The following is a 17,597-nucleotide window of genomic DNA, read 5'->3' on the forward strand; positions in this document are numbered from 1 at the left end:
GGAGTGGAACACAGCCAAGGAGGTCGGAGATGGGACGCGCACACGGGACGCTCGCACTGTTGGCCCTGCTGGTCATGAAGGCCGGCGCGCTGGAACCCGTCGCGGACGAGCGCCGGCCGGATCCGCGCTGGGGGCGCCAGGTGATCTACGAAGTCAACCTGCGGCAGTTCTCGGCGGAGGGGACCCTGGACGCCTTCCGCGGGCACCTGCCCCGGCTGCGCGAGCTGGGCGTGGACATCCTCTGGCTGATGCCCATTTTCCCCGTGGGCCTGGAGAACCGCAAGGGCGGCCTGGGCAGCCCCTACTCGGTGCGCGACTACCGCGCCGTCAACCCCGAGCTGGGCAGCCTGGAGGATCTGCGCGAGCTGACGCGGGAAGCCCACGCCCTGGGCATGAGCGTGATCCTCGACTGGGTGGCCAACCACTGCGCCTGGGACAATCCGCTGGTGACCCAGCAGCCCGAGTGGCTGACCCGCGGGGCGGACGGCCGCCCCCAGCCGCCTGTGGCCGACTGGAGCGACGTGGTGGACCTGGACTACAGCCAGCGCGGGCTGCGCGACTACCAGATCCAGTCCATGGCCTACTGGCTGCGGATGGCGGACGTGGACGGTTTCCGCTGCGACGTAGCGGGCATGGTGCCGACGGATTTCTGGCAGGAGGTCCGGCCGGCCCTGGAAGCGGTCAAGCCCGTCTTCCTGCTGGCCGAGTGGGAGGACCCGCTCCTGGCCGGTCCCTTCGACATGAGCTATTCCTGGGACCTGCACCGCGCCGGCAACGCCTACATGCAGGACAAACTGGGCGTGGACCAGCTGGACTCCCTGCTGCGCGCCGAGGAGGGCCGCTGGCCGGCCGGGCACATCCGCATGCGTTTCACCACCAACCACGACGAGAACAGCTGGAACGGCACTGAGGACGAGCGGCTGGGGCCGGCGGCGGACGCCTTCGGCGTGCTGGCCGCCACGCTGCCGGGCATGCCCCTGCTCTACAACGGGCAGGAGGCCGGGCTGGCCCACCGCCTGAGCTTCTTCGAGAAGGACGAGATCGTCTGGCAGGCCCATCCGCGTCAGGCGCTCTACGCCAGTCTGAACCGACTCAAGCACCTGAGTCCGGCCCTCTGGGAGACGGACGTGAACGCGGCCAGCTACCGGCGTCTGCCCACGGGCTCCGCGCCCGGGTCGGAAAAGGTCTGGGCCTTCCTGCGCGGCTCCAGCCAGGAAGACCTGCTCTGCGTGGTCAACCTGGGCGGGGAGCCGATCACCGTGGAGTTGGCGGATCCCGCGCTCAGCGGCGCCTGGCGCGTCTGGGAGGATGGCGCGCTGGAACACGCTGCCGGCACGCTGCAACTGGAGCTGCCCGCCTGGGGCTGGCGCCTGCTGCGTCATCCCCGGTGAGGCCGACCCCGATCTCCGGATCCACGCCCGCGACCCGCGCCCTGGCCCTGCTGGTGGCGGCCAACCTGCTCTGGTCCAGCGGCGGCTGGCTGATCAAGGAGATCGACCTGGCGGGTCCGGCGCTGGCCGGTTGGCGCTCGCTGCTCGCCGCCGGCTTTCTGCTGGTCTTCCGCGCTTGGTTCCGCTCCCGAACCGGCGCGAGCGCGCCCGTGGACTGGCGGCGGCCCGGCCTCTGGCTGGGGGCGGCCAGTTTCGCCCTCAACACGCTGCTCTTCATCAGCGCCACCAAGCTCACCAGCGCGGCCAACGCCATCCTGCTCCAGTACACGGCCCCCGTCTACGTGCTGCTCTTCGGCGCGCTCTGGCTGGGTGAACCCATCCGCCGGCGCGACGTGCTGGCCGTGGGCGGCGCCTTTCTGGGCCTGGCCCTGCTGCTCTCCGAGCGCCAAGGACCCAGCTCGGGCCTGGGCAACCTGCTGGCCCTGGGGGCGGGCCTGACCTTCGCCGGGACCATCCTGGCGCTGCGCCGGGAGGCCGGTCACGATCCGCTCTTGGTCCCGCTGCTCGGCAACGGGCTGGCCGCCCTGCTGCTGGCCCCGCTCTGGCTGGGCGCGGCGGTCCCGGCGGGCCAGTGGCCCCTGCTGCTGACGCTGGCCGTGGGCCAGTTCGGACTGGCCTATGCCTGTTACGCCCTGGGCCTGCGCCACGTCAGCGCCGCCACGGGCGTGCTGACGGCGGCCATCGAGCCCGTGCTCAACCCGCTCTGGGTGGCCCTGCTGCTCCACGAGATCCCTGGCCCCCGCGCCCTGGCCGGCGGCGCGCTGGTGCTGGCCGCCGTCACCGCCCGCGGCTACTGGGCTTCGCGGGGGGGAAGGGGTGGTTTTACCACAGAGACACAGAGACACAGAGATGTAAATGGATGTTGAGTTGTCTAGAGTCTATCGCATGGTTGTGTTATAATTAAAACAAGTTACGAATAAAACCATTTATTTGGATAATAAGCTACTTAAGAATCGAATCTCAACTTTTAATCTGTCACAATTTACAAACAAGCTTCTAGAACCTATCTATAAACTCTACTCTGTGTCTCTGTGCCTCTGTGGTAGATTTCTCTCAATCCCCGCGCAGCAGGTCGGGCAATTCGCGCGTGGCCGCGGCCAGACCCGGAGACTCCGTCCGGGGCTCGGCGCGTTCGAGCGCGGGGGCCGGGGCGGGGTGCGGCACAGGCTCAAGGGCCTGGAAGTGCGGACCAGACAGCCACTGCGTGTCGAAGCCTTCCTCCGCCAGTTCCAAATTGAGCTGGCGCAGGCGCTCGGTGCCGCGCTCGCAGTGGCCGGGATCCAGCTCGCCGATCCAGTACTGCCGGCCCTCGCGCACCGCGGCCTCCGCCGTGGACAGGCTGCCGCCGTAGGGATCCAGCACGATCTCCCCGCGCTTGGAGGAGGCCTGGATCATCCGCTGCAGGATGGGCAGCGGCTTGGACGTGCCGTGCTGGTAGCGCTGGTTGGCCACTTTGGAGAAGAAACTGATGCTGCCCTGCTTGCCCTCGAAGAAGACGTTGGAGGGCCGCTTGTCCGAGAGCAGCGGGCGCGTGCGGCCTTTGCTGGCGTAGATCACCAGCTCGTGCTGGGGCGCGTAGTTGCCCTGCAGGTCCCCCGAGCCGTGGTTGTTCTTCACCCAGATCAGGCAGTTCTTGTACTTCAGGCGCTGGGCGGCCTGACGCGGGCTCAAGTCCCGCGAGCGCTCCTGGATGGCTTCGAAAATCGCCGGAAAGCTCAGGTGGTCGCACCAGCAGTAGAAGTGGCAGCCCGGCTTGAGCACGCGCTCCGATTCCCGGATGAAGCGCGCCAGATCAAAGGTCGAGGCCGAGATGGCCGTCACCTTCTCGTGGGCCACGGGCCGGTTGGACTGGTAGTCCTTGTAGGGCGGGTCCGTCAGCAGCAGGTCCACGCTGTTGTCGGGTAGCAGCGCGAACAGGTCGGCGCAGTCCCCCTGGAAGACCGTGTTGGGGCGCGGAGGCGCCGGCGGGACGGGGGAGGGGCGTACGCTCATGTTCCGGGCCTGTTCCTTGTTGTGACACGTTCAAGATAGAACCTGGGCGAGAGCGGGACAAGGGAGGCCTCCGTGGGCCGGCGGCGGGTCATCCGAAGCGCCGGGCGCCGTCCTTGCTTTCGGAAGGGCACATTTCGATTTTAGGCCCAACACAAATCTCCATGAACCGGGGGTCGCCATGCGCCATCTGTTGCTGCTGACGGGCTTGCTTTTCGTTCTGTCCTGCGGGGAAAGCAAACCGCCGGCGACCGAACTGCTCAGCAAGGGGGAGATGTATTACAAGGACCGCAAGCTGGTGGAGGCCCTGGACCAGTTCAAGCAGTTCGTGGAATACTACCCCGATTCCAGCCAGGCGGCGCGCTGCTCGTTCATGATCGGCTTCATCTACGCCAACGATTTCCAGGACACGCTGCGCGCGCGGCAGGCCTACAAGTCCTTCCTGGACGCGTTCCCCGCGGCGGATCCCGGCCTGCGCATGTCGGCCGAGTGGGAGCTGGAGCACCTGGGCCAGAACATCAGCGAGCTGGAGTTCCTGAACCCGCCCACCCAGCCGGGCAAGCCGGCCCAGCCCGAGCAGCCCGAGGGCGTCCAACCCTGAGCCGGCGGTCGGATCTGATCCTTCGTTCACAAGGCGGGAACCTCGGCGGTTCCCGCCCCGTTTGAGGCGCCATTCGTCCGGTCCGGCCGGCCTGCCCGGGACGCTTGCGGCGCCGCTGGACCCCGTTCCCTAACAGAATCCAAGATGGAGTCGGCAGCCATGCAGATGGATGCGCTGGAAGTGACGCGCCGCGTGGAAGCGGCCTCGGCCTTTCTGGACGGCCTGGAGCGCGAGGTGCGCAAGGTCCTGGTGGGGCAGCGGGACATGCTGGAGAAACTGCTCATCGGGCTGCTGGCCGACGGCCACATCCTGCTGGAGGGCGTGCCCGGCCTGGCCAAGACCACGGCCGTCTCCGTGCTGGCCCGGGCCATCGACACGGAATTCAAGCGCATCCAGTTCACGCCGGACCTGCTGCCCGCCGACCTGCTGGGCACCCAGGTCTACCACCAGGCCACGGGGCAGTTCAGCACGCGCAAGGGTCCGCTGTTCTCGCACCTGATCCTGGCCGACGAGATCAACCGCAGCCCGGCCAAGGTCCAGAGCGCCCTGCTGGAGGCCATGCAGGAGCGTCAGGTGACCATCGGCGGCGAGACCCACCCGCTGCCCGCGCCCTTCCTGGTGCTGGCCACGCAGAATCCGCTGGAGCAGGAGGGCACCTACCAGCTGGCCGAGGCCCAGGCCGACCGCTTCATGCTCAAGGTCAAGGTGGACTACCCCGACCGGGAGGAAGAGCGCGAGATCCTGCGCCGGGTGAGCGGCGTGGATCCCGAGCGCGTGAATCCCGTCTGCCGGGTGGAGGACATTTTGGCCGCCCGGGCCGTGACGCGCGACATCCTGCTGGAGAAGCCGGTGGAGGACTACATCCTCAACCTGGTCTTCGCCACGCGCTACCCCGAGGCCCACGGCTTGCGCGACCTGAAGCCCCTGATCCAGGTGGGGGCCAGCCCGCGGGCCAGCATCTTTCTGGCCCGGGCGGCGCGGGCCCAGGCCTTCCTGCGTCGGCGCGGCTTCGTCACGCCGGACGACGTGAAGCGTGTGGCCCGCGACGTGCTGCGCCACCGGCTGGGCCTTTCCTACGAGGCCGAGGCCGAGGGCATCAGCGCCGACGAACTGATCGGCCGGCTGCTGGACCGGATCGAAGTGGCCTGATCCCATGCTGACGAGCGAACTGCTGGAGCGCATCCGGCGCCTGGAGATCCGCACCCGCCGCCGCGTGCAGACGCTGCTGGCCGGCGAGTATCACAGCGCCTTCAAGGGCCAGGGCATGGACTTTGCCGAGGTGCGCGAGTACGTGCCCGGCGACGAGGTGCGCTCGCTGGACTGGAACGTCAGCGCCCGGATGGGCGCGCCCTTCGTCAAAGTTTTCCAGGAGGAGCGCGAGCTGAACGTCCTGCTGGCCGTGGACGTCTCCGCCTCCGGGCGCTTCGGCTCCGCCGGCAAGAGCAAGCGCGACTGGATGGCCGAGCTGGGCGCCGTGCTGGCCTTTTCCGCCATCCGCAACCGGGACAAGGTGGGCCTGCTGCTGTTCAGCGACCGCGTGGAGCGCCACGTGCCCCCCGCCAAGGGTTCGCGGCACGGGCTGCGCCTGATCCGCGACCTGCTGGCCCACGAGCCGGAGGGCCGCGGAACGGACCTGGGCCTGGCCCTGCAGCACCTGCAGCGCACCCAGAAGAAGCGGGCGATCATTTTTTTGATCAGTGACTTCCAGGCTCCGCTCGACGCGCGCGGGCTGCGCGCCCTGGGCCGCCGGCACGATCTGGTGGCCCTCTGCGTCCAGGACCGCCTGGAAGGGGAGCTGCCGCCCCTGGGCCTGCTGCGCTTGGAGGACCTGGAGACGGGTCGCCGGCGCTGGCTGGACGCCGGAGATCCCGCCGTGCGCGCCCACTGGCGGGCCCGCTGGCAGGAGCGGCGCCAAACCCTGGACCAGACACTGCGCGCGGCCGCCGTGGATCAGGTCCGGCTGAGCGCGGGCGAGGATCCGGGCCGACCGCTGGAGCAGTTCTTTCTGCGCCGGAGTCAACGCACATGAGGCACTTCCTGTGGTGGGCCGGCCTGCTGCTCGGGCTGGCCGTTGTGGGGGCCCGGGCCTGGGAGTGGCAGTCCGCCACAGTGGACCGGGACAGCCTGACCCTGGGCGATCCGCTGACCCTGAGCCTGAGCGTCACCGCGGCTCCGGCTGAAGCCGTGGACTGGCCCCTGCCCCGTCCTGAGCAACTGGGCGGCTGGCGCCTGCTGGGCGCCGACTCCCTGGCGGAGCAGACCGAGGGTGGTACGCGCACCCTGACCCGCCGGCTGCGTCTGGCCCGCTTCCGGCTGGGCCCGGCGCCCCTCCCCACCCCCGGACCGCTGCTGGACGGCCAACCCGCTATTGGGGACACCCTGCGCCTGGAGGTTCTCGCCACCCTGCCCGACAGCGCCCAGCCCGCCGACATCCTGGAGCCCGGCCGCCTGCGGCACGGCTGGCGCTGGTGGCTGCTGCGGGCGGGGGCCCTGCTGGTCCTGGGCGGGCTGGCAGTCTGGGCTTGGCGCCGCTGGCGGCGGACCGCCAGGCTCGAGCCTGGCGGACCCGCCCTGCCCCCCGACCCCTGGCAGGACTTCCTGGCGGAGCTGGCCCGGATCGAGGAGCGCGCCCTCTGGCGCGCCGGCCAGGTGGAGAGCCACTACGCCGACCTGAGCCTGGCCCTGCGCGGCCTGCTGGAGGATTGTCTGGGCCTGCCCTGCCGGGAGCGCTCCACGGACGAGCTGCGCGCCGTGCTGCGTGATTCGCCCTTGACCGACGGCGACCTGCAGGAGCTGTTGCGCCTGCTGGACGAGAACGACTGGGTGAAGTACGCGCGGCAGTGGCCGGCGGCGGAGACCTGCGCGCGCCAGAGCGGGCGCTATCTCGGCTGGGCCGAGGCGCGTCGCGAGCTGCTGCTGGAGCGCCACCGGCAGCGCCAGGAGGCCGCGGCCCGGGCCGAATCCGCGCCCGTCCAGCCGGCCAGGCCGCGCCCGCGGCTCCGGCTCGGGCGCAAGGGGCGTTCATGAGCTTCGCCCAACCCCTCTGGCTGGCCGGCCTGCCTCTGCTGGCCGCGCTGTTCGCCTGGCGCTGGTGGCGCCCCTGGCGGGAGAGCGTGCTGCTGCACAGTTTGGCGGAAGCTCCCGAGTGCGCGCCCGCCACCGCCCGCACGCGCCTGAAGGCCGGGCTCCCCGACCTGCTGCTGCTGGCGGCCTGCGCCCTGGCGCTGGTGGCCCTGGCCCGTCCGGTCAGCCACAGCGCGGAGCAGGAGTTCCAGACGGAAGGCCTGGACATGATGCTCTGCCTGGACCTCTCCGGCTCCATGCAGGCTCAGGATTTCCTGCCCAACCGCTTCGAGGCGGCCCGCCAGGTGGCGCTGGACTTCATCGCCGGGCGGCCGGACGACCGGCTGGGCCTGGTAGTCTTCGCGGGCGAGGCCTACACCCAGTGTCCGCTCACTCTGGATCACGGCATGCTCTCCAGCCTGATGAAGGACCTGGAGCTGGGGCAGCTGGAGGACGGCACGGCGGTGGGCCTGGCTCTGGCCACGGGGGTCAACCGCCTGCAGGAGAGCAAGGCCAAGAGCCGCGTGCTGGTGCTGCTGACGGACGGCGTCAACAACCGCGGGCTGGATCCGCGCACGGCCCTGGACCTGGCGATCACGCTGGGTGTGAAGGTCTACACCATCGGCGTGGGCCAGGAGGGCGTGGCGCCCATCCCCGTCCAGACGCCCTTCGGCACCGTGGTCCAGCAGATGGAAGTCGATCTGGATGAGGATCTGCTGCGCGAGATGGCCAAGCAGACCGGGGGCCGCTACTTTCGCGCCCGGGGCCTGAAGGAGCTCAAACAGGTCTATGAGGAAATCGATCGGCTGGAGAAGACGGAGATCACCGTGAAGGAATACCGGCTGACCAAGGAACACTGGTTCCCCTGGCTGGCCGCCGCGCTGGCCCTGCTGCTGCTGGAGCGGGCCGCCCGGCTCTGGGCGCGGAGGCTGGCCGCATGATGCGCTTCGCCCACCCCTGGCTGCTCTGGCTGCTGGCCAGCCTGCCGCTGTTGGCCGTGCTGGCCTGGCGCGAGGCCGGTCGGCCGGCCCGCCTGTTGGCCGCCCATGGCGGCGCGGACACGTTGCGCCGCCTGCTGCCCGGCTGGTCCCGGGGTCGCAGCCGGGCCAAGGGCCTGCTGGGGCTGCTGGCACTGGCCCTCTGGATCCTGGCCGCCGCCGGCCCGCAGATCGGCACCCGGCGCGTGGACGTCCAGCGCAAGGGCGTGGACGTGGTGGTGGCCGTGGACGTGAGCCAGTCCATGGCGGCCCAGGATCTGGCCCCGGACCGGATGGCCCGTGCCCGGCATAGCATCCGTCAGCTGCTCGAACAGCTGCAGGGTGACCGCGTGGCCCTGCTGCCCTTCTCGGGCTCGGCCTTTCTGCAGCACCCGCTCACCAGCGACTACTCGCTCTCTGGCCTGTTCACCGACCTGCTCAAACCCGGCCTGATCCCCGTCGCCGGCACGGATCTGGGCGGCGCCATCCGCCGGGCCCTGCTCACCTATCAGGAGAGTTCGCCGGGCGAGCGCGTGCTGATCATCCTCTCCGACGGCGAGGACTTCGAGGACAATTGGCGCCCGGCTCTGGCCGAGGCGCGCGAGGCGGGCGTGGTCATCCACACGGTGGGGCTGGGAACACCCGAAGGCGCGCCGGTGCCCGATCCGGGCTGGCCCGGAGCCTACAAGCTGGACCGCGCCGGGAGCATCGTCCTCTCGCGGCTGGACGAGAGCGTCCTGCAGGAACTGGCGACGGAGGGGGGCGGCACCTACCAGCGCTCCACGCCCGGCGGTGACGAACTGGTGAAGATCCTCGAGCGGATCGGCGAGATGGAGGGCCGGGAACTGGGCAGCCGCCTCTATGCAGGCTGGCAGGAGCGCTTTCCCGTCTTCCTGGTGCCGGGCCTGCTGCTCAGCCTGCTGGCCTGGGCCTGGCCCGCCCGGAGGGCGGCGCGGGTCGGGCTGGGGCTCGCGCTGATGCTGGCCGTCGCCCCCGCCCGGGCCGACCACGTGACCCGCAACAATCAGGCGCTGAAGGCCTACGGCAAGGGCGAGTTCGGCGCAGCCGCCGAGGGCTTCGGCCAGTCGTTGGCCGCCCGCGAGACGGCCCAGTCGCGCTTCAACCTGGGGGATGCGCTCTACCGCAGCGGGGATCTGGAAGGCGCCGCGGCCCAGTACCGCCAGGTGGCGGGCCAGGCCGGCAGCGGCGCGGGGCGCGAGCTGGCCGCCCGGGCCTGGGCCAACCTGGGCCGCGTGCTGTTGGATCAGCAGCAGCTGGACGCCGCCTGCCAGGCGTTGGAGGAGTCGCTGGTGCTCAAGCCGGACCTCCCCCAAGCGCGGCACAACTTGGAGCTGGCCCTGCGCCGTCAGGAGCAGGAGCAACAACAACAGAAGCAATCGGGCGATTCCAAGCAGGACCAGAAACAGGACCAGAAACAGGATCAGCAGCAGGACGGCAAGCCGGAGCCAAAACCGGGCGACTCGTCGCCTTCGCAGGATGGCAAGCCCCAGCCCGGCCAGGACGGGCAACCCCAACCCCAGGAAGGGCAGGAACAGGCCGGGGACAGCAGCGCCGCGCCGCCCCAGCGCATCGATCCGGCCCAGCTCCAGCAGCTGCTCAACTCGCTGGAGGCCCAGGAGCGCGAGGCCCAGGAACGCCAGCTGAAACGAATGCCCGGGCAGGGTCGCAAGGTGGAGAAGGACTGGTAGGATGAGACACGCCGCGCTGCTGTTCTGGCTGATGGTCCTGGGCGCCGGCCCCGTGCGGGCGGCGGCCTTCCATGCCCGCTTGGGTCTGGAGGGCGACCTGGTGCAGATCACCTACGTCCTCGAGGAGGCCAAGGGGCAGGTGGGGGAACCCGACTTCCCCGAGTTCAAGGGCCTCAACCTGGTGTCCGGGCCGGCCGTGGGCACCAGTTACCGGATCGTCAACGGCGTCTCAAGCCAGGAGAAGACCTGGAGTTTCAGTTTCCTGCCGGAATCCGAGCAGGCCCGGAAGATCGGTCCGGCCCGCATCCGCGTGAACGGCGCGCTGCTGACCAGCGAATCGCTGACGGTGCCCGGCCGCTCGGAGAAGCAGGCTGCGGGTGAGCGTCCGCTGCGCCTGTCCTTCGAGGTGGAGCCCCGCCGGCCCGTGGTGGGCCAGGCCATGCGCCTGCGCCTGCGGCTGGACTTCAGCGTCAACGTGCGCGGTTACGACCAGCCCGCGCTGGGCTCGGCCCCGGGCTTCGTGGTGGAGGCGCTGGAGCGTCCGGCCCAGCCGGAGGTGAGCCAACGCACCGTCGGCGGGCAGACCTGGAACACGGCGATCCTGGGTGAGTGGCTGCTCTTCCCCGTCCGCGAGGGCAGTCTGCATCTGCCGCCCGTCACCCTGCAGGTCCAGGTGGAAGAGGCCCAGTCGCGCAAGCGGCGCGATCCCTTCGACTTCTTCGGCTCCTCGCTCTTCAACCGACTCAAGACCCTGGCGGTCTCGACGGATCCGCTCAACTTCAGCGTCGCGCCGCTGCCCGCCGGAGCGCCGGTGGAGTTCAACGGCGCGGTGGGCAGCTTCACCCTGCGCGCCGCCCCGGACAAGACCACGCTCAAGGCCGGCGAAGCTCTGACCCTGACCGTTACCCTGGAGGGCGCGGGCAACGTGGCGGGGCTAGAGGCGCCGACGATCCGCCACTCGCCGGATCTCGAGCGCTACGACACGCAGACGGAATCCGACTTCCGGCCCGGCCCGCGCGGGCAGACCGGCCGCCGGGTCTTCAAGACGCTCTTCGTGCCCCGGGTGCCCGGCGAGCAGCGCATCGAGGCCCTGGCCTTCGCCTTTTTCGACCCGGCCACTGGCAGCTTCAAACGCTTGAGCGCCGGACCCTGGACTCTCCAGGTGAGCCCCGGCGACGGCAGCGTCAACCTGCCCGGCGCCCAGGGCCCCGGCGGCCAGCAGGTCACCAGCTATGGCCAGGACATTCGCCAGTTGCTGCCTACGCCCCGGGAACTCCCCCTGCGCCAGGCGCCCGTCCATCACCGCTGGCCCTGGCTGCTGGGCCTGGCCCTGGCCCTGGCCTGGGTGCCCGGCGCCGCCCTCCTGGCCCGGCGACGCGCACGGCTTGCGGAGCTGGCCCCGGCCCTGCGCGGCCGCAGCGCTCTGCGCCGGGCCCGCACCCGCCTGAAGGCGGCGGGCTCCCAGGCGGCCCTCCAGGAGGAAATTCTCCGCTCCTACCTGGCGGACCGGCTGGGCCGCGCGGCCACCGGCCTGCTGCTGGAGGATTGCCTGCGGGAACTTGCGCTGCGCGGCGCGGACGCGGCCCTCAAGCGCGAGCTGGAGGAGACCTGGCGCCGGTTGGAATTCCAGCGCTACGGCGGGGGCGCCGGCGACTCCGGCCCGGGCCTGCTGACGCTCCTGGAGCGGCTGGAAGCCTGGTTCCGCGCCGGCGAGCAGCCCACGCCGCGCCCGCCCCGGGCCGCCCGCGTTCTGCCGGGACTCCTGCTGCTCGTGATCCTGAGCGCTTCAGCCGGGGCGGCCACGCCCGAGGAACGCTTCGAGGCGGCCCGCCAGGCCTACGAGGTCGGCGATTTCCCCGCCGCCGCCCAGGGCTGGCAGGCCTTGCTGGACGAGGGGTACGGCGGATTGGAGCTGGTCTACAACCTGGGCAACGCCTGGTATCGCTGCGGCGACAGCGGCCGGGCGGTGCTGAACTGGGAGCGCGCCCTGGCCCTGCAGCCGCTGGACCGGGACGCCCGGGCCAACCTGGAGATCATCCGGCCCAGTCTGGCGGACCGCTTCGAGGCCCCGGTGCGCCTGCCGATCTGGGACACGCTGGACGGCTGGTTGGCCCTGCTGCCCACGGCCCTGCTGGCCTGGGGCGGACTGTTGTTCGCCCTGGCGGCCGCAGGGGTGGCCGGCGTGCGGTATGTTCAGCCGGAGCGGCGTTTGTCCCCGACCCTGCGCCTGTTGTTCAGCGTGCTGCTGGTGCCGGCCCTGCTGACCCTGTCGCTGCTGGCCCTGCAGGACCGGCGCCAGGTCCACTCGCCCCGGGGCGTGATCTTGCCGGCCAAGGTGGAGGTGCGCACGGCTCCCTCCGCCGGGTCCACGGCCCAGTTCGACCTGCACACGGGCACGGTGGTCCGGTTGGCGCGGGAGAGCGCCGCGGGTTGGCGCGAAATCGTGTTGCCCGACGGCCGCAGCGGCTGGGTCCCGGTGGGCAGTCTTGAAGCCGTTCACCTGAGTCTGCCAAGCCGGCCTGGGCCGCGGGCACGAGGAGTGGGAGAACTGGATCGATGAAAGCGCACATCCTCTGGACCGGTTTGCTGGCGCTCTGTCTGGGCTGCCTGCGGTCCGCCGTCTCGCCGGACGCGGAGGCGGGTGATCCGGCCCGCCCGGCCGCGAACACACCGCGTTCCGCTTCGTCCCAGGCGTCGGGACTGCCCGTGGAAGCCGGCAGCGGCGATCAGGCGGAGGGACTGGACCTGCTCCGGCTGCCCGAGCGCGAGCTGCTCCTGAATGCCAGCTGGCGGCGCAGCCCCGCCCCCGCGCCGCCCCCGGCGGCCGCCGTGGCCGAGCGCGGCGCTGTCGACAAGGCGGCCGCCCGCCGCCCGGACGAGCGGGCGGACTCACCGGCCAGGGCCGAGCGCCAGCCCTTCCTGCGCTCCCCCATGGAAACGCCCGAACCGGCGCGGCCGGCGGATCCCCCCGTGCAGGTCGCCCCGCGTCCCACGAGCCCGGCCCCGGCGACTCCACCGCCCGCGGCGGAGGACCGGCCCGCCCCGCCCCCGGCCCGGGAGACGCGGCGGGCCGCAGCCCCGGCCCCGGTGACCGCCCCGGTTCCCGACGAACCCGAGCGGCTGGCCCCCGCCAGCCGGGAAAGCGCGGAATTCGACGGTCCGGATCTGCTGGACGCCGAGGAAGCGGCGGCCCGGGAAGAGGAGGCCGGCCAGGCCCCGGCGGAGATTCCCATTCCCGCGGACGCGCGCTTCCAGATCCAGATCATGTCCACCAGCGACCCGGAGCAGGCGGAGGACATGCGCATGCAGGCCTTCCTGGTCTTTCCCGGCGAGCACGTGGAGGTGGTCTGGGACCCCCCCAACTACAAGGTGCGGGTGGGCGCGCTGGTCACCCAGGAGGCGGCGGTGGACTTGAAGCGCCGGGCGCTCCGCCTGGGCTTCCAGAATGCCTGGGTGGTGCCGCGCCGCCAGCCCTGAGAGCGCCCCGCGCCCGCGCGGCGAAGCCGTCGCGCTTGCTATATTGGGCCGCGCTCGGTGGAGGGATCGTGGATCCGGGGCCTGCCGGGAGGCGGGCACGGCATCCCGGTCTGCCGCATGGGGCCGGTCGAGTGAAGGTGACGGGTACCGCGCGATGACAGATCGCCGAACCCCGTCAGGACCGGAAGGTAGCAGCGGCAGGTGATCCTGGCTTGTGCCGCGGCCATCCGTCATCTTCACTCGGCCGGTCCAATGGGGATGATGGACATCCTCTTCGCCTGCCCTTCCATTCCGCAGCCGAATTCCCTGGAGTCTGCATGTCCTATCTGGTCCTGGCGCGCAAGTGGCGCCCGCAGCGCTTTTCCGAGGTGATCGGCCAGCGGCATGTGGTCCGGACTCTCGAGAACGCGCTGAAAAGCGGCCGCATCGCCCATGCCTACGTGTTCAGCGGGCCGCGCGGCGTGGGCAAGACCTCCATCGCGCGCATCCTGGCCAAGAGCCTCAACTGCGAGCAGGGCCCTTCGGTGGACCCCTGCGGCACCTGCCGCTCCTGCCAGGACGTCCAGGCGGGCACCCATTTCGACGTGATCGAAATCGACGGCGCCAGCAACAATTCGGTCAACGACATCCGTGAACTGCGCACCAACGTCAAGTACGGCCCCGGCGAAGCGCGCTGGAAGGTCTACATCATCGACGAGGTGCACATGCTCTCCACCAGCGCCTTCAACGCCCTGTTGAAGACCCTGGAGGAGCCGCCGCCCCAGACGGTCTTCATCTTCGCCACCACCGAGCTGCACAAACTGCCGCTGACCGTGCTCTCGCGCTGCCAGCGCTTCGACTTCAAGCGCCTGACTCCGCTGGAGATCGAGGAGAGTCTGGGCCGCGTCTGCGCCAGCGAGGGCGTGGCGGTGGAGGCGCGCACCCTGCGGCTGATCGCCCGCCGGGCCGACGGTGGCATGCGCGACGCCCAGTCCATGCTGGATCAGGTGCTGAGCTTCTCCGACGGCGCCGTCCAGCACGACGAGGTGGTCCAGGCCCTGGGCCTGGTGGGCCAGGAACGGCTGGACCAGCTCCTGAACGCCCTGGTGGAGCGCGACGCGGCCGCCGCCCTGCGTCTGGCGCGGGATCTGGCCGCCGCCGGCGCCGATCTGGGCGAGTTCCTGCTCCAGCTGGCGGACAGCCTGCGCAGCCTGCTGCTGCTGCGGCTGGAGCCGGAGTCCGCGGCCGCCGAGCTGCCCGAGGATGTGCTGGAGCGCCTGCGCGCGCTGGCGCCGGCCTTCGCCGAGTCCGACCTGATCCGCATGCTGACCTATCTGGGCGGCCAGATCGACGCCGTGCGCCGGGGCGGACATCCGCGCCTGCGCTTCGAACTGGCCCTGCTGCGTCTGACCCGGATGGAGCAGAGCCTGGAGCTGCAGGACCTGCTGCGCGGCCTGGCCGGCCTGCCCGCAGCCAGCCTGGAGAGCCTCGCCCCGGCCGAGGGGCAAAAAAAAAAGCTGACGCCCGCGCCTGAGGCCCGTTCCGCTCCCGCCCGGCCCGCTCCTGCGCCCGTGTCGGCAGCGCCTCCGGCCGCGCAGGCGGCTCCGCTTCCGGGGCCGGTTCGCGTTCCCGGCCCGCCTGTTCCTGCACCCGCTCCCCCTGCAGACCCCTCCGCCGCCGAACTCGACCTGGAGCGCGTGCGCCGGCACTGGCCGCAGTTCCAGCAGGAGGTGGAGAAGCGCTTTCCCCTGCTGCTGGAGGGCTTCCTGCAACTGCTGCCCGTCGCGCTGACGGGGGGCCGGCTGCGGCTCAAGGGCGAGCTGCGCGCCGGACCGATCCGCGACCGGCTGGAGCAGGCCCGGCCCGAGCTCGAGGAGCTGCTGCGCCAGGTGCTGGGCACCTCTACCGGCCTAAGCCTGAGCCTGGAGGAGGGCGTGCTCAGCGAGTCCGAGCGCTTCCTCAAGGCGCAGCCCACGCATCTGGACGCGGAGAGCCGCTTCGCCGAACTGCGCCGGGAGGCGCCGCTGCTGGACGACCTGTTCCAGCGCATGGACGGACGCCTGCTGGACGGCTGAGCCCGGGCGTGAACATCAACCAAGGGGGACCTCCCGCATGAAGGGTGGCCTGGGCGGCCTGATCAAGCAGGCCCAAGTGATGAAGCTGAAGCTCGACCAGCTGAAGGAACGGTTGGCCGGCGAGGACTACTCGGCCAGCGCCGGCGAAGAGGGCTGCTCCGTGCACGTCACCGTGAGCGGTCGCCAGCAGGTGCGCCGCCTGCAGGTGGACCCGGCGGCCGCGGCGGATCCGGCCCTGCTGGAGGACCTGCTGCTGACGGCCCTCAACCGCGCCCTGGACGAGAGCCGGGCCAAGGCCGAGCGCGAGATGTCCGCCCTGACCGGCGGCGTGCAGTTCCCGGGGCTCTGATGACCGAACTCAGCCCCAGCCTCGAGGCTCTGGTGGCCGAACTGGGCAAACTGCCCGGCATCGGCCGCAAGACCGCCCTGCGCCTGGGCCTGCACCTGCTGCTCCAGGCCGGCCGCACGCGCGAGCTGGCCGCGGCCCTGTTGCGGGCGGCCGAGCATTGCCATTTCTGCCGCCAGTGCGGCAACCTGGGTGAAGAGGAACTCTGCCCGGTGTGCCGCAATCCCGCCCGGGACGCGGGGCTGATCTGCGTGGTGGAGCAGGTGCCCGATCTGTTGGCCATCGAGCGCGTGGGCGAGTACCGCGGCGTCTATCACGTGCTGGGCGGCGTGCTCTCGCCGCTGGACGGCGTGGGTCCGGAGCAGCTGCGGCTGGCGGAACTGGAGCGCCGCGTGGCGGGCGGCCCGGTGCGCGAGGTGGTGCTGGCCACCAGCGCCACGGTGGAGGGCGACGCCACGGCCCTCTACCTGCAGCGGCGCCTGCAGGGCGGTGAGCTGCGCATCAGCCGGCTGGCCCGCGGGTTGCCGTCGGGCGGCAGCCTGGAGTCCGCCGACCAGCTCACGCTGGCCCGGGCCCTGGACGGCCGGGAGCGCCTGAGCTAGACCCTGCCTGGGCAGGGGATCCCGGCCGGACCGCGCGCGTCCGCCCCGGGAACGGGACCGGCGCGAGGAAGGGGTGCCCCGGGCGCCCGACGGGGAGGACCCATGTTCACCATTCCCAACTTCCTCACGCTGCTGCGCTTCATCATGGTGCCGGCCTTCCTGATTCTCTTTTTCAGCGACGTCACCCCCCTGCACCTGCTGGCCACCGCCATCTTCGTGGCCGCCTCCATCACCGACTGGCTGGACGGCTTCCTGGCCCGCTGGCTGCAGCAGGAGTCCCAGTTCGGGCAGTTCGCCGACCCCCTGGCGGACAAGCTGCTCTCGGTCAGCCTGTTCTTCGCCCTGCTCATGCGCGGCGACCTGGGACAACAGGTGCCCGTGGTCGTGCCCTGCATCGTGCTGATCGCGCTGGCCGAGCTGGGCATCCTGCTGCTCTCGGTGGTCAGCCTCTACCGCGGCGTGGACCTACATTTCACCCGGATCGGCAAGTGGAAGACCGCCGTGCAGTTCATCACCATCCTGCTGGCCCTGTTCCGGCTCAACGTGATGGAGGTGGAGAACCTCTCGCCGGCCTGGCTCTCCCGACTGATGGGCTGGGACGGCATCCTGGCCTGGATCGGCACGGGCTTCCTGCTCTCGGCGGCCCTCACGCTCTCGACCTTCCTCATCTACCTGCTGCGCTATCCGCGGCACCGCGAGGCCCTGCGCGAGGCCCGCCGCCAGGCCCGCCAGCAGGCCCGGGTGCGCCGCGAACTGCGCCGGACCCTGCGGGGTGTGGAGGACGAGGAGGAGCGCCCGGCGCGCCAACCCAGCCTGAAGGAGCGCCCATGAGCGCGCGTCTGTTGCGCCTCTGGGCCCTGGGTCTGGGGCTGGGCCGCCTGCCCGTGGCCCCGGGGACCTGGGGCTCGCTGTTGGCCTTTCCGCTCTGGTGGCTCTGCGGCGGTCCGCACATCCCGCTGGCACTGTCCCTTCCGCTCACCGTTCTGCTTCTGCTCAGCGCCTGGGCGGCCTGCGAGGAGGGCGAACGCGCCTGGGGCCACGATCCCGGCCGCGTGGTGGTGGACGAGGTGGCCGGCCAGTGGCTGACTCTCCTGTTGGGCCCGCCCGCGCTGCTGGCCGGCTGGCCCGGCTGGCTGGGCGCCTTTCTGCTCTTCCGGCTGTTCGACATCTGGAAGCCGGGTCTGGTGGACAAGGCCCAGCGTCTGCCCGGCGGGCTGGGCGTGCTGATGGACGACCTGCTGGCCGGTCTGCTGGCCGCAGCCGGCCTCTGGGGCCTGGCCTGGTGGCTCGTGTAGCCGGGGGCGATCGGGGAACGCGACGACCGGGCA

At 71.1% G+C, this 17,597-nt stretch carries 16 protein-coding genes and 1 other RNA gene; 16 read left to right on the forward strand and 1 reads right to left on the reverse strand.

The genetic code is table 11. From position 1 onward, the window contains the following. Nucleotides 1-29: 29 nt before the first annotated feature. Together WC326_10165 and WC326_10170 are read left to right on the forward strand one after the other, a co-directional pair. A complete protein-coding gene (locus tag WC326_10165; GenBank protein MFA7331424.1) occupies nucleotides 30-1,391 on the forward strand; it encodes an alpha-amylase family glycosyl hydrolase in 1,362 nt (453 codons plus the stop codon). Next, a complete protein-coding gene (locus WC326_10170; GenBank protein ID MFA7331425.1) occupies nucleotides 1,388-2,317 on the forward strand; it encodes a DMT family transporter in 930 nt (309 codons plus the stop codon). Before WC326_10165 ends, WC326_10170 begins: the two co-directional genes overlap by 4 nt. A gap of 187 nt (nucleotides 2,318-2,504) precedes the next feature. Here the strand turns inward: WC326_10170 and WC326_10175 are convergent, their stop codons facing one another. Then, a complete protein-coding gene (locus WC326_10175; GenBank protein ID MFA7331426.1) occupies nucleotides 2,505-3,443 on the reverse strand; it encodes a DNA methyltransferase in 939 nt (312 codons plus the stop codon). A 178-nt stretch (nucleotides 3,444-3,621) separates the two neighbouring features. On the opposite strand from WC326_10175, the gene WC326_10180 reads away from it, so the two are divergent. The 14 genes from WC326_10180 (at nucleotide 3,622) to WC326_10245 (ending at nucleotide 17,564) form a co-directional block, all read left to right on the forward strand. Further along, nucleotides 3,622-4,041, forward strand: a complete 420-nt coding sequence (locus WC326_10180) for a tetratricopeptide repeat protein (GenBank protein ID MFA7331427.1) — start codon at nucleotides 3,622-3,624, stop codon at nucleotides 4,039-4,041. A gap of 159 nt (nucleotides 4,042-4,200) precedes the next feature. Further along, nucleotides 4,201-5,190: an AAA family ATPase gene (locus tag WC326_10185; GenBank protein MFA7331428.1), complete on the forward strand. Its 990-nt coding sequence runs from the start codon at nucleotides 4,201-4,203 to the stop codon at nucleotides 5,188-5,190. A 4-nt stretch (nucleotides 5,191-5,194) separates the two neighbouring features. After that, nucleotides 5,195-6,070 carry a DUF58 domain-containing protein gene (locus WC326_10190; protein MFA7331429.1) on the forward strand — a complete coding sequence of 292 codons (876 nt, stop codon included), beginning with the start codon at nucleotides 5,195-5,197 and terminating at the stop codon, nucleotides 6,068-6,070. Continuing rightward, nucleotides 6,067-7,068, forward strand: coding sequence for a hypothetical protein (locus WC326_10195; GenBank protein ID MFA7331430.1), 1,002 nt, complete (start codon nucleotides 6,067-6,069; stop codon nucleotides 7,066-7,068). Before WC326_10190 ends, WC326_10195 begins: the two co-directional genes overlap by 4 nt. Next, complete coding sequence (locus tag WC326_10200; protein MFA7331431.1) at nucleotides 7,065-8,045, forward strand: VWA domain-containing protein; 981 nt, start codon at nucleotides 7,065-7,067, stop codon at nucleotides 8,043-8,045. The genes WC326_10195 and WC326_10200 overlap by 4 nt, the downstream gene beginning before the upstream one ends. Next, nucleotides 8,042-9,790: a VWA domain-containing protein gene (locus WC326_10205; GenBank protein MFA7331432.1), complete on the forward strand. Its 1,749-nt coding sequence runs from the start codon at nucleotides 8,042-8,044 to the stop codon at nucleotides 9,788-9,790. The genes WC326_10200 and WC326_10205 overlap by 4 nt, the downstream gene beginning before the upstream one ends. 1 nt (nucleotide 9,791) lies before the next feature. Further along, complete coding sequence (locus WC326_10210) at nucleotides 9,792-12,350, forward strand: BatD family protein (protein ID MFA7331433.1); 2,559 nt, start codon at nucleotides 9,792-9,794, stop codon at nucleotides 12,348-12,350. Beyond that, nucleotides 12,347-13,267 (forward strand): SPOR domain-containing protein, encoded by a 921-nt coding sequence (locus WC326_10215; protein ID MFA7331434.1) that lies wholly within the window; start codon nucleotides 12,347-12,349, stop codon nucleotides 13,265-13,267. Before WC326_10210 ends, WC326_10215 begins: the two co-directional genes overlap by 4 nt. A 138-nt stretch (nucleotides 13,268-13,405) precedes the next feature. Next, nucleotides 13,406-13,503, forward strand: an RNA gene (ffs, locus tag WC326_10220) — signal recognition particle sRNA small type. An 81-nt stretch (nucleotides 13,504-13,584) separates the two neighbouring features. Beyond that, nucleotides 13,585-15,321, forward strand: coding sequence for a DNA polymerase III subunit gamma/tau (gene dnaX / locus WC326_10225; protein ID MFA7331435.1), 1,737 nt, complete (start codon nucleotides 13,585-13,587; stop codon nucleotides 15,319-15,321). Nucleotides 15,322-15,358: 37 nt separating this feature from the next. Beyond that, the gene (locus WC326_10230) at nucleotides 15,359-15,670 is read left to right on the forward strand and encodes a YbaB/EbfC family nucleoid-associated protein (protein MFA7331436.1); all 312 of its coding nucleotides are present in this window, start codon (nucleotides 15,359-15,361) and stop codon (nucleotides 15,668-15,670) included. Next, a complete protein-coding gene (gene recR / locus WC326_10235) occupies nucleotides 15,670-16,269 on the forward strand; it encodes a recombination mediator RecR (protein MFA7331437.1) in 600 nt (199 codons plus the stop codon). Before WC326_10230 ends, recR begins: the two co-directional genes overlap by 1 nt. Nucleotides 16,270-16,371: 102 nt before the next feature. After that, nucleotides 16,372-17,100, forward strand: a complete 729-nt coding sequence (locus tag WC326_10240; GenBank protein ID MFA7331438.1) for a CDP-alcohol phosphatidyltransferase family protein — start codon at nucleotides 16,372-16,374, stop codon at nucleotides 17,098-17,100. Next, entirely contained in the window at nucleotides 17,097-17,564 is a 468-nt protein-coding gene (locus WC326_10245) for a phosphatidylglycerophosphatase A (GenBank protein MFA7331439.1), read from the forward strand. The genes WC326_10240 and WC326_10245 overlap by 4 nt, the downstream gene beginning before the upstream one ends. Nucleotides 17,565-17,597: the final 33 nt, after the last annotated feature.

Source organism: Candidatus Delongbacteria bacterium (genome assembly GCA_041675285.1).
Classification (GTDB): domain Bacteria; phylum CAIWAD01; class CAIWAD01; order CAIWAD01; family CAIWAD01; genus CAIWAD01.

Coding starts and splice junctions, on each gene's coding strand:
- WC326_10165 (MFA7331424.1), top strand. CDS start 30: ATGGGACGCGCACACGGGACGCTCGCACTGTTGGCCCTGCTGGTCATG.
- WC326_10175 (MFA7331426.1), bottom strand. CDS start 3,443: ATGAGCGTACGCCCCTCCCCCGTCCCGCCGGCGCCTCCGCGCCCCAAC.
- WC326_10180 (MFA7331427.1), top strand. CDS start 3,622: ATGCGCCATCTGTTGCTGCTGACGGGCTTGCTTTTCGTTCTGTCCTGC.
- WC326_10185 (MFA7331428.1), top strand. CDS start 4,201: ATGCAGATGGATGCGCTGGAAGTGACGCGCCGCGTGGAAGCGGCCTCG.
- WC326_10190 (MFA7331429.1), top strand. CDS start 5,195: ATGCTGACGAGCGAACTGCTGGAGCGCATCCGGCGCCTGGAGATCCGC.
- WC326_10195 (MFA7331430.1), top strand. CDS start 6,067: ATGAGGCACTTCCTGTGGTGGGCCGGCCTGCTGCTCGGGCTGGCCGTT.
- WC326_10200 (MFA7331431.1), top strand. CDS start 7,065: ATGAGCTTCGCCCAACCCCTCTGGCTGGCCGGCCTGCCTCTGCTGGCC.
- WC326_10205 (MFA7331432.1), top strand. CDS start 8,042: ATGATGCGCTTCGCCCACCCCTGGCTGCTCTGGCTGCTGGCCAGCCTG.
- WC326_10210 (MFA7331433.1), top strand. CDS start 9,792: ATGAGACACGCCGCGCTGCTGTTCTGGCTGATGGTCCTGGGCGCCGGC.
- WC326_10215 (MFA7331434.1), top strand. CDS start 12,347: ATGAAAGCGCACATCCTCTGGACCGGTTTGCTGGCGCTCTGTCTGGGC.
- dnaX (MFA7331435.1), top strand. CDS start 13,585: ATGTCCTATCTGGTCCTGGCGCGCAAGTGGCGCCCGCAGCGCTTTTCC.
- WC326_10230 (MFA7331436.1), top strand. CDS start 15,359: ATGAAGGGTGGCCTGGGCGGCCTGATCAAGCAGGCCCAAGTGATGAAG.
- recR (MFA7331437.1), top strand. CDS start 15,670: ATGACCGAACTCAGCCCCAGCCTCGAGGCTCTGGTGGCCGAACTGGGC.
- WC326_10240 (MFA7331438.1), top strand. CDS start 16,372: ATGTTCACCATTCCCAACTTCCTCACGCTGCTGCGCTTCATCATGGTG.
- WC326_10245 (MFA7331439.1), top strand. CDS start 17,097: ATGAGCGCGCGTCTGTTGCGCCTCTGGGCCCTGGGTCTGGGGCTGGGC.